This is a genomic window from Candidatus Eremiobacteraceae bacterium (assembly GCA_035710745.1).
GTDB lineage: Bacteria > Vulcanimicrobiota > Vulcanimicrobiia > Eremiobacterales > Eremiobacteraceae > JANWLL01.
In genome coordinates this window covers 68,554-78,902 of the sequence record DASTCX010000031.1, presented here as the reverse complement: position 1 = coordinate 78,902, position 10,349 = coordinate 68,554, and the positions used below count along the sequence as shown (strand labels likewise).

Here is a 10,349-nt window from a genome sequence, read left to right as displayed (position 1 = left end):
TCGAGATTTATCTCGACCGGAGACGAGCTTGCACTGGCAAGGCCGCGGCGGTCGAGCTAAAGCTCGACCGCTCCCAGATCTATAAGGCAAGGCCGCGGCGGTCGAGCTAAAGCTCGACCGCTCCCAGATCTATAAGGCAAGGCCGCGGCGGTCGAGCTAAAGCTCGACCGCTCCCAGATCTATAAGGCGAGGCCGCGGGGGTCGAGATAAATCTCGACCGCTCCCCAAGATCTTCAAAGCCCGCGACCGCCCCCAGGTGACGGGAGGTCGTTCGGCACATTCTAGCGGCCCATGATCGTCCAAGGTCAATTCCCCGGCGAGATCGACGAAAAGGGCTGTTTCGTCCGCCAGGGCGACTCATTTCGCGGTTGGGTCCACGCCGATCCGGCGTTCCCGGTCCACGCTGCCGCGGACCGCTATCATCTGTACGTGTCGCTGGCGTGTCCGTGGGCGCACCGTACCATCATCATCCGCAAGCTGAAGAAGCTCGAGAAGACGATACCGATGACGATCGTCGATCCCTTGCGCGACGACCTCGGCTGGCGCTTCACTTTCGAACCGGACCCGGTCAACGGGTTCCAGTATCTGAGCGAAGCGTATCTCGCGACCGATCCGTCGTACAGGAAGCGCGTCACGGTGCCGGTGTTGTGGGATAAGCAGGAGCACCAGATCGTCAGCAATTCGGACGACGACATCATGCGCATGTTCGAGACGGAATTCGAGGCGTTCGCAGGCGACCACGTCGATTTCTATCCCGCGCCGCTTCGCGCCGAGATCGATGAGCTCAACGGGTGGATTTTCGAACGGATCAACGACGGCGTCTATCGCGCCGGGTTCGCCACTCGGCAGCACGCATACGAAGCCGCGGCGTTTCGGCTATTCGAATCGCTCGACCAGCTCGAAGCGCGGCTCGCGACCAGCCGGTATCTCTTCGGCCCCAAGCCGGTCGAAAGCGATTGGCGCCTCTTCGTGACGCTCTTGCGCTTCGACGCGGTCTATCACGGGCATTTCAAGTGCAATATCCGCAAGATAGCGGAATATCCGAACCTGTTCGGTTATCTGCGCGACCTCTACCAAATCGACGACGTCGCGTCGACCGTCAACTTCGACCACATCAAGCGGCACTATTACATCACGCACGACGACATCAACCCGACGCGCATAGTCCCGATCGGGCCGGCTCAGGACCTTGCTGCGCCGCACCGGCGGGAGCGAATCGGTCAGCCGGGAGTCTAGATCACCGAGCTTGGCGGGACAGTAAGCGGGCGTACGCCTACTGCTGGCCACGGTCGGGCACAACACATGTAACAAACCCCATGTGACGTAAGTCACACCTCGTGCCCGGAGGCACGCCAGCGCACGGACGGAAGCTGTTCTTGGGGGGTCCAGCGATGCGGTCGATTCACCCAGTCAAGGTCTCGCGCGGGTTTTCGCTCGTCGAGCTGCTCGTCGTCGTCGCGATCATCGCCATCTTAGCGATGATCCTGCTCGTCTTGTTCGCGCACGAGCGCGACAATGCGAACGTCGCCTCCTGCGAGCAGAACGAGCGCTCGATCGCCTTCGCGCTCGATTCCTATTCGATCGATCATTTCGGGCAATATCCGAACTACCAGGGCGACGTCACCGTCGCGATGTTCGGCGGCGCGGGGAATCCGTATTTTTCGAAGGACGCCCTCGTCGACCCGGCGAGCGGGCTTCCGTATCAATACACGAACGGCCCCGGCTCGTGCCAAGACCCGAACACCGAGTATCAGATCATCGACCAGGGCGGCCACTCGTCGATCTCGCTCCTTGCGCTCCTCGCGAACGACGACGCCGAAGACTCGATCGCGTTCTGCTCGACGCGCGGGCTGTACGCGATGCAGTCCGGCAATCAGACCGGCGGCATGGACCAAAAGCGCGGTCCGAGCCAGACGAGCCCCTGACCGGCGCGAAAAAATGGGCCGGTGCCAAGGCAGGCCCCGACGGTTTTTGGCGATAAACTAACGCCAATCCTAACGGCGCTTGTATTGGTGTTTGTCGTACTCTCATGCCCGATGCGTTCCAAAAGCCGCTGAAGTACCTCGCAATCGCGAATGCGATCCGTGGGCGTATCGCCGACGGAACGTATCGCCCGGGTCAGCAGCTGCCGGCCTCTGCCGCGCTTGCGAAAGAGCACGGCGTCGCGCTCATGACCGTCCGTCAAGCGCTCGGGATCCTTCAGCTCGAGGGTGCGATCGAAGCGCGCCACGGAGCCGGAACATTCGTCGCCGACGGCAGTCCGAAACCGCACGTCCGTCGAACGCGGCGCATCCTGTTCACCGAGGACGACCGCATGCTCTCCGACATCATCGCGCGCGCACTGCGCGACGCAGGGTTCTCGGTCGATGTCGCGCTGAACGGCGGCGAGGCGCTCATCCAACTCGAAGCCGTGGAAGGCTACGATGCGATCATCCTCGACCTAAAGCTGCCCGACACGGACGGCATCGAGATCGTCGAATACATCAAGGCGAACCGTCCGGCGATCCACGTCATCGTGGCGAGCGGTTTCGTCGACACCGAGGAGCTGCTGCACGCCGCCGAGCGGTGGCCGCTCATGCTGCTCCGTAAGCCGTACAGCGCCGACGATCTCATCGACCGCCTCAACTCGCTCGTCCGCCCGGAGCTGCGCGCAACGCACTCGCCGGCGTGAGGTGCGACCTGACTCAATACCGCCTGTAGCGGTCGAGCTTTTGGCTCGACCGTGAACCCCTGCCTTCGGTCGAAATAAAGGTCGGCCGCTACAGAAAGGCCAGCGCCAAGTTGAAGATCGTCGTCGCCGTCAAACAAGTCCCCGACACGAACGCTGAAAAGACGTTCGATGCCGCGACCAAACGCTTGAACCGGACGTCGATCGAGAACGTGCTCAATCCGTTCGACGAATACGCCATCGAAGAGGCGCTCCGCCTCAAAGAGAAGGCCGGCGCCGATACGACCGTCAGCATCGTGACGATGGCGCCCGAGAGCGGCCGCGAGGTCGTCCGCAAGGCGCTTGCGATGGGTGCCGACGACGCGGTGCTGCTGTCGAGCGTAGCGCTCGGCGGCAGCGACACGATGGCGACCGCATACGCGCTCGCCGCGGCGATCAAGCACGTCGGATTCGACCTCATATTGACGGGGACCCAGAGCACGGACGCGATCAATAGCGTCGTGCCGGCGGCGATTGCGGAGATCCTCGGCGTGCCATGCTTGACTTACGCCCGAACCGTGACGGTGAGCGATGGCAGCATCGAGGTGCAGCGCGAGACCGAGAGCGGGTACCTGCGCGTCAAGGCGCCGCTGCCGGCGCTCGTGTCGGTGACGAAGAGCGCGAACGAGCCGCGCTATGCGACCCTCAAAGGCATCATGGGCGCGAAGAAAAAGGAGATCAAGACCTTGGCTCCCGGCGACATCGGCGCTGACGCCGCTCGTCTCGGTGAAGCTGGCAGCAAGACGGCGGTCAGCGCGATCGCGCCCGTCGGGTCGCGCGCGAAAGGTTCGGTCATCCAGTCGTCGGACGGCGCGGACGCCGCTCGTCAGATCGTCGACTTCCTCATCGGGAAGAAGGTGATCTAAATGCGCTCCGTCATCGTCTACGTCGAGCAAGAACAAGGCAAGACCCGGCGCATCGGCGCCGAGATGTGCTCGAAGGGCGCAGAGCTCGCGAGCGCGCTCGGCGGAACATCGACCGCCGTCGTTCTCGGCAAGGGTGCCTCGGACGCAGCGCAGGCGATCAAGGAGACGCCGATCGACGCGATCGTCGTCGGCGAAGACGTGCAGGTCGACGCCTTCCTCGTCGACCCGGCCGTCGACGCGCTCGAGTCGCTCGCGCGCGAGGCAGGGCCGTCGCTACTGCTCCTGCCATCGTCAAACGCGGGTAAGGACATCGCGGCTCGCCTCGCGGTGCGGCTGAACGCCGGCATCATAACCGAGGCGACCGACATCACGATCGCCGACGGTGCGGTCGTCGTCCAGTCGCCGAAATTCGGGGGCACCGTCGTCAGCACGATCGGCTTCAAGAACAGCGAATTCGGCGTCGTCGTCTGCCGTCCGAACAGCTTCGCCGCCCGCAAGCAGGCGGGCAAGGGCGAGACGAAGTCGCTCTCTCCAGCGAGCGGCAAGACCTACGTCGCGCAAATCGTCGAAGCCGTCGCTCAAGAGGCCGGCAAGCTCGGCGTCGATGAGGCGAGCGTCGTCGTCTCCGGCGGTCGCGGGCTTGGAGGTCCGGAGCATTTCGACATCATCGAGCAGCTGGCGGCAGCATTCGGTGGTGCCGTCGGAGCGTCGCGTGCGGTCGTCGATGCAGGATGGATATCGCACGGCCATCAAGTGGGCCAGACGGGCAAGACCGTTTCGCCGCAGCTGTACATCGCCGTCGGCATTTCCGGGGCGATCCAGCACAAGGTGGGAATGCGCAGTTCGGGGCTCATCGTGGCGATCAACAAAGACCCGAACGCCCCGATCTTCGAATTTTGCGACTTCGGGGTCGTCGGCGACCTGTTCCAGATCGTGCCCGCCCTGACCGCACTCGTGAAGGAACGTAAAGGGGGCGCCTGATCGTTCATCCACCATGCGGCATGCGCAGCGGCCAGACAGTGCGGCCGTCGACAAGGAGACCTCGTTGCGTCCGATCTCGATAGCAGCGCTCGTCTGCGCGGTGTTCGCAGCGTTGCTGCTGCTCGCCCAAGGCGGCGGTCCCGCCTCAGCACGGCCGCACGGGTCGCCTGCGCCTAGCCCGTCGCCATCGGAATCGCCGACACCGACGCCGCAAGAGCGGATCGCGACCCTCACGCAGACCGTCCACGATAACCCGAACGACCGGGAGGCGCACGCGGAGCTCGGCGTCCTCCTCGTCTCGACGGGCAACCCGAGCCAAGGCCGCGACGAGCTCGAGACCGCGCGAAGCCTCGGGCTCGAAGACGCGCAGACCTGGTTCTACATCGGGCTGGCCGACCGCGAGCTCAACGACGTGCCCGACGCCGCGGCGGCATTCGAACAATCGCGCATGTACGATCCGGCGAACGAAGCGGTGTTGTCGAACTTATCCGACACGTACTTACAGATGGGCCGCATCGACGATGCGCAGCGCATCGCGAACAGCGCCATTACGCTGTTCCCGAAAGAGGCGTTCGGCTACGAGGCGCTCGGCACCGTACAGCTCGATCAAGGCAAATTCGATCTCGGCCGACAGACGCTGCAGAAGGCGGTCGCCATCGATCCGACCGACGAGCGCGCGAAGATACTCATCGGCCGTTCGTACCTCGGGCAGAAAAAGCCGGACGCCGACGCGGCGATCGCCGAGTTCCAAACGATTCTCGCGACGAGTCCCAACGACGTCCAGGCGTTGAGCGCGAAAGCGGACGCTCTATCGGTCAAGGGCGACACGCCGGGTGCGGTCGCGATACTGCAGCAGATCATCAAGCTGACGCCCGACGACGTACGTGCCGAGGACGACCTCGCCGAGTTCTACGTGTCGAAGAAGATGGCGACCGAAGCGCGCGGCGCGTTCGCGCAGGCGATCAAGGACCATCCGAAGTCGCCCGAGCCGCTCGTGCTTCAGGGCGACTGGGATCGGCGCTCGAACAACTTCAAGCTGGCGGCCGCGGAATACGAGAGCGCGCTCGTGCTCGCGCCCGGCGATCCGCAGACGCTCTTCTCTGCGGCGCAAGTATACTTGCTCGGCTTGAAGCAACCCGTGAAGGCGGTCGACAAGCTATCGGCGCTCGTCAACGCGGACCCGACGAATCCCGAATCCCTCTTCTGGCTCGGTCAGGCCTACGCCGCGGAAAATCAGTGGGCGCAAGCGCGCGACGAGTTCCAGCGCTCGTTCGCGATCGATCATCAATACGCTGCGCTCTTCAACCTCGGGCTCGCGTACTACAACCTGAAAGACTATAAGGACGCTCGCGACGCCTTCGAAGCGCTCGCATCGCATCAGACGAAAGAGCATCCGGACTTCCAGCTGTGGTACGTGCTCGGCGATACGCTGCGCCAGATGGGCGACAAGAAGGGCGCGGTCGCTGCGTACAAGCAGTTCGTCGCGCTCGTGCCCAAAGGCCAAGCGACGAACAAGGCCAAGGCGTACATCAAGCAGCTCGGCGGCTGATCGTCGACGGCTTGTGACCTAGCTCCGGTCGCCCATGCTCACCGTCGTCTACGATCCGCGCTACACGCGCCATATGACCGGGGCGGGTCATCCAGAGCGGGCCGCTCGGTTGTCCGCATTTGTCGAGGGTCTCGAAGCCGGCGGCCTTTCTTCTGATACGTTCTTGGAGCCGTCGGCTGCGTCGGCATCTGCGATCACCGCGGTTCACGATCGCCGCTACGTCGATCTCGTCGAGCGCTATTGCGCATCGATCCCGGCCGGCGACGAAGCCGTCGCGCAGTTGCCGACCGGCGACACGATCGTCGCCAACGTATCGTTCGATATCGCGCTGCTCGCCGCGGGAGGCGCTCTGCGCGCCCTCGATCTCGCCGCATCCGGCCAGCCGTCGCTCGCGATTGTCCGACCGCCCGGCCATCACGCCGAGCCGGCACGCGGCATGGGCTTTTGCGTCTTCAACAATATCGCCGTCGCCGCGCAGGCGGCGCGCGAGCGGCTCGGAGCGACGCTCATCGTCGATTTCGACTACCATCATGGCAACGGCACGCAGGCGTGGGTCGAGCACGCGCTCAGCGACGGAGGTGCCCCGATCGGCTTCATCTCGACGCATGCGTATCCGGCGTACCCGGGAACCGGCGCGTTCTCCGAGTCGCAGATCGTCGACAACGGATTCGTCGTCGACATCCCGCTGCCGCTGTCGACGATGACCGATGATTTCATCGCCGTATGGGCGGCGCTGCTTCCGCCGCTCGCTGCGAAGCTGAAACCGAGGGCGATCCTCGTCTCGGCCGGGTTCGATTTTCTCGCAGGCGATCCGATCGCCGGCCTTCCTGTCGCTCCGCGCGCGGTCGATGCGCTTTGCGCGCTCATCGGCAGCGTGGCAGAAGAGCACCGCGCCGCGCTTGCGTTCATACTTGAAGGCGGCTACTCTCTCGACAATCTGCGCCAAAGCGCGGCGAAGGTCGCCTACGATTTCGGCAAGCACGCGGGCGACGTGCACGTCCCCGACGCATCGATGCCGGCCGACCCGCGCCTCCGCACGATGGTCACCAAAATACTTAGTTAAGAGAATGGGAGCGGTCGAGATTTATCTCGACCGCCGCGGTCTTGCCTTTCAGAAAGGAGCGGTCGATCTTTACGGTCGACCGCCGCGGTCTTGCCTTTCAGAATGGAGCGGTCGACCTTTAGGGTCGACCGCCGCGGTCTTCCAACCGCGAGCTCCTCTCCGGTCGAGCTAATGCTCGACCGCTACAAGCCGCTTCGATGCGAAGCTCGTCTCCGGTCGAGCTAAAGCTCGACCGCTACATCGACTTCAATGCGAGCTCGTCTGCGGTCGACTGTAAAGGACGACCGCTCCATCCTTTTCTGATCTAGGGACGGACGGAGGCGCCGATGCGGGCCAGCAGTTTTGCAGGCATGTCGCCGACCAGCGTGATGTTGAGCCCGTTGGCATTCCACGACAAGAGCGTTTCGCCGGCGATCTCGTCGGTGATCCCGGTCGTGTCGTCAACCTCGAATTGACGGGGGCTCGCAAGATCCGGCAGCCGATCGGTGGCGTTCTCGAATACTGAGAAGTCCCGCAGGCCATCGGTGTACAGCAATTGCACGGTCTGGATGCCGCTGCGCGTGCCGAGCGACGCCTGATCGAACGTGAACCCTTGAGGCACGTATTGCGGGCTGATGATGGTGAACGGCACACCCGATCGGATCGCGTCGATGCTGCCGACCGCTTTGCCGTACGTCGTGCCCGGCTCGACGTGCATACCAGCCGGCACGGATAGGTCGAAGAGGTCCTTCGGCAGGGCGTTGACGATGCGGATCGTGTCGAAGCTCGTCTTCGACGAGATCGTCCCATCTGCGTCGTAGGTCTCGCGCTCGAGGACGATCTTCGTCTGGGCGTCGATCCAGACACGCTGGGCGAGAACACCATTATACTTCGAGACGAGCGAAATCGTGATCGCTTTGCGGCCGGCGATATCGGCGCTCGGGCCGATGTCTCCGGAGTAGTTCTTGAGCACCTTGGCGGTATCGAGGTCGAGCGTCAGCGCCGGCGCTTGCTCCCACGCCTCGCTATAGACGGTCGCGGTCTTCGGTTCGTATTGATACGTCGTCGTCTCATCGCTGACGATGAGCCGGCCATACGCGTCGGCGGGGGCGACGTACCACATGCGCCACTTCGAGGGCGCCTGATGGTCGACGCGGACGACTGTCGAGTCGGCGCCGTGTTCGCTGTAGATGACCGATGTCGTCGTCCCCGTATACGAAGTGCTGTCGTCCGCACGCGACGCCGCGCGCAGCAGATCGGCAGCGGTCGGGGATGCGGTCGACGCGGGCGAAGCCGTAGCGGCCGGAGCCGCCACCACCGCGACAGCTGAAGAACGCGCCGAAGCGCTCGCAAAAGCGAGCGCTATCGATGCCAGCGCGACCGCTGCGACGGCGATCGCGTTACGGAGTCGACTGCGATGCATCCGATGAGCTGACGATGTTCGCAGAGGTCAGGACGTAGGTGGACCACGCGCGATCGCTCGACGGCAGCGATGCCGTCTGCGCGACATGCTCGCGGACGAAGTCCATGCCGGTCAGCGTCGGCGGCGGCGTGCCCAAACGGTGGTAGCCGGTGTAGATGACGACGCCGATCAGCGCAGCCGCGATCGGCGCGGCGTAGGCCGGACGCAGCGCTGCGCTCAAGCGCTCCATGAACGTCGGAGGCCGCTCGGCGTGCATCGCCTGGCGGACGTTAGCAAGGATCGACGCGGGGAATTCGCGCGGTGCGCTCCACGCGCGCAGCGACTCGACGAGCGCCATGTCGGCTTCCCATTGTTCGCGGCAGGCGGAACACGACTGCAGATGCTGATGCATCGCAGCGTCGCGAGCGGCGTCGAGCTCGCCACGCTCGTAGTCCACGAGCAGCAGGCGGCAGTCGTTGCAGTTGGTCACGGTATCACGTCCTTAGAATCGGCGACTCCAAATGAAATAACGCTGAGATGTCGTCCATCGTTTCCTGGAGGTGCGCTTCTGAGAGCCGTAGGTCGCCTAAAGCACCCACGTTCCGCTTTGCGGTCCGCTCTAGGTATCACTGAGCGCCTTCCTCGGCTTGTTCGCGAAGCACGGCCTTTCGGAGTTGAGCGCGGGCGCGATGCAGCCGCGAACGAACGGTGCCGATCGAGCATCCGATCGTGTCCGCGATGTCTTGATATGAATACTCTTCGACGTCCGCCAGGACGACGACCGCGCGCTGGTCCGGCGAGAGCGTGCGGAGCGCCCGATCCATCGAAGCGGAGAGCTGGCGCTCGTGCATCACCGCGATCGGATCGTGCGACTCGACGTCGGGACCGCGTTCCTGCGGTTGGTTATCCTCCGGAAGCGGCTGCGTGAAGATGCCCTTGCGCCGGCGTAGCTCGTCACGATAGAGGTTCGTGACGATCCGGTAGATCCACGACAGGAACGACGTCCCTTCACGGAACGACTCCCACGCCCGGAAGACCCGGATGAACGCTTCTTGCGTCAGGTCGCGCGCGTCCGGCTCGTTGCCTGTCAGGCGATAGGCATAGTTGTACGTCTGCCGGCCGTATCGCTCCATCGCACGCTCGACGAACTCGATTTGCTCGGGCGTCGGCGGCGCCATGGGCGCGCGTGTTCGCGGCGTCACGGTGCCTGGGCTTTGGAGCAGCGTCCGCGATTCCCTTGAGAGGGCGCGCTTCGCCGACTTAGAACGCTCACCGCGTGATCGCCAAACGCGCCCCAGAAGAAACGAACGACTCCGTCAATCTCATCGTCTCACTCCTCGTCCGCCACCCCGAACTCTCTCGCATCATCATCAAGCCGCGATCGGCGGCTATCGCATTCTTCTTCATCGTGCGTGCTGTTCTCGACGCAGGCGAGCGCTCGCGGTTCAGGCGGAGCGTCGTCGAACACACGCAAGCGCTCCGCTCGCTCGGACGCGGCGCTAAGGCCGATGTCGCGGTCCGTTTCTCCAGCGGAGACGATCTCACGTTCGTCGAGATCGAGCGCGATGCCAAAAGCATCGGGCGGGATGAGATCGCGATGCTCGTCGGCCTCGTCTCGCAGACCTTCGGCGAGCGTCTCGTCGTCAATCCGCCGGCTGAAGAAGGCGAAGACGACGCTTCCATCCAGGAAGAGTCGGTCGTCTCCGCGCTCGACGCCGTTCAGCGCGGCCGTCAGCGCAAGGGTCTCGTCGGCTTCCGCGACGAGCGCCGAGTCCTCATCTACTTCGGCAAAGCGTAGCAGA

Annotated in this window: 11 protein-coding genes; 8 read left to right on the top strand and 3 right to left on the bottom strand. The window is 64.0% G+C overall.

The window, feature by feature from the left end:
- The first annotated feature begins 291 nt into the window (after positions 1 to 291).
- From VFO25_11880 to VFO25_11850, 7 genes are all read left to right on the top strand, one after another.
- Positions 292 to 1,236, top strand: coding sequence for a glutathione S-transferase family protein (locus VFO25_11880; protein ID HET9343601.1), 945 nt, complete (start codon positions 292 to 294; stop codon positions 1,234 to 1,236).
- A 155-nt stretch (positions 1,237 to 1,391) separates the two neighbouring features.
- Complete coding sequence (locus VFO25_11875; protein HET9343600.1) at positions 1,392 to 1,925, top strand: type II secretion system protein; 534 nt, start codon at positions 1,392 to 1,394, stop codon at positions 1,923 to 1,925.
- A gap of 104 nt (positions 1,926 to 2,029) precedes the next feature.
- Complete coding sequence (locus VFO25_11870; protein ID HET9343599.1) at positions 2,030 to 2,671, top strand: response regulator; 642 nt, start codon at positions 2,030 to 2,032, stop codon at positions 2,669 to 2,671.
- Positions 2,672 to 2,781: 110 nt separating this feature from the next.
- A complete protein-coding gene (locus VFO25_11865; GenBank protein ID HET9343598.1) occupies positions 2,782 to 3,573 on the top strand; it encodes an electron transfer flavoprotein subunit beta/FixA family protein in 792 nt (263 codons plus the stop codon).
- The gene (locus tag VFO25_11860; GenBank protein HET9343597.1) at positions 3,574 to 4,554 is read left to right on the top strand and encodes an electron transfer flavoprotein subunit alpha/FixB family protein; all 981 of its coding nucleotides are present in this window, start codon (positions 3,574 to 3,576) and stop codon (positions 4,552 to 4,554) included.
- Between the two features lie 13 nt (positions 4,555 to 4,567).
- A complete protein-coding gene (locus VFO25_11855) occupies positions 4,568 to 6,103 on the top strand; it encodes a tetratricopeptide repeat protein (GenBank protein ID HET9343596.1) in 1,536 nt (511 codons plus the stop codon).
- Between the two features lie 34 nt (positions 6,104 to 6,137).
- Positions 6,138 to 7,166: a histone deacetylase gene (locus VFO25_11850; GenBank protein HET9343595.1), complete on the top strand. Its 1,029-nt coding sequence runs from the start codon at positions 6,138 to 6,140 to the stop codon at positions 7,164 to 7,166.
- Positions 7,167 to 7,470: 304 nt separating this feature from the next.
- On the opposite strand, the gene VFO25_11845 is transcribed toward VFO25_11850, so the two are convergent.
- The 3 genes from VFO25_11845 to VFO25_11835 all read right to left on the bottom strand — a co-directional run bounded on the left by VFO25_11845 (position 7,471) and on the right by VFO25_11835 (position 9,725).
- Complete coding sequence (locus VFO25_11845) at positions 7,471 to 8,568, bottom strand: sigma-E factor regulatory protein RseB domain-containing protein (protein ID HET9343594.1); 1,098 nt, start codon at positions 8,566 to 8,568, stop codon at positions 7,471 to 7,473.
- On the bottom strand, positions 8,546 to 9,037 hold the full coding sequence (locus VFO25_11840; protein HET9343593.1) for a zf-HC2 domain-containing protein: 492 nt from the start codon (positions 9,035 to 9,037) through the stop codon (positions 8,546 to 8,548). The genes VFO25_11845 and VFO25_11840 overlap by 23 nt, the downstream gene beginning before the upstream one ends.
- 136 nt (positions 9,038 to 9,173) lie before the next feature.
- Positions 9,174 to 9,725, bottom strand: coding sequence for a sigma-70 family RNA polymerase sigma factor (locus VFO25_11835; protein ID HET9343592.1), 552 nt, complete (start codon positions 9,723 to 9,725; stop codon positions 9,174 to 9,176).
- A 98-nt stretch (positions 9,726 to 9,823) separates the two neighbouring features.
- On the opposite strand from VFO25_11835, the gene VFO25_11830 reads away from it, so the two are divergent.
- Entirely contained in the window at positions 9,824 to 10,345 is a 522-nt protein-coding gene (locus VFO25_11830; protein ID HET9343591.1) for a hypothetical protein, read from the top strand.
- Positions 10,346 to 10,349: the final 4 nt, after the last annotated feature.

Bases quoted from the DNA above. Each gene is read 5' to 3' on its own strand.
- VFO25_11845 (HET9343594.1), bottom strand. From the start codon at position 8,568: ATGCATCGCAGTCGACTCCGTAACGCGATCGCCGTCGCAGCGGTCGCG.
- VFO25_11880 (HET9343601.1), top strand. From the start codon at position 292: ATGATCGTCCAAGGTCAATTCCCCGGCGAGATCGACGAAAAGGGCTGT.
- VFO25_11855 (HET9343596.1), top strand. From the start codon at position 4,568: ATGCGGCATGCGCAGCGGCCAGACAGTGCGGCCGTCGACAAGGAGACC.
- VFO25_11870 (HET9343599.1), top strand. From the start codon at position 2,030: ATGCCCGATGCGTTCCAAAAGCCGCTGAAGTACCTCGCAATCGCGAAT.
- VFO25_11875 (HET9343600.1), top strand. From the start codon at position 1,392: ATGCGGTCGATTCACCCAGTCAAGGTCTCGCGCGGGTTTTCGCTCGTC.
- VFO25_11860 (HET9343597.1), top strand. From the start codon at position 3,574: ATGCGCTCCGTCATCGTCTACGTCGAGCAAGAACAAGGCAAGACCCGG.
- VFO25_11850 (HET9343595.1), top strand. From the start codon at position 6,138: ATGCTCACCGTCGTCTACGATCCGCGCTACACGCGCCATATGACCGGG.
- VFO25_11835 (HET9343592.1), bottom strand. From the start codon at position 9,725: ATGGCGCCGCCGACGCCCGAGCAAATCGAGTTCGTCGAGCGTGCGATG.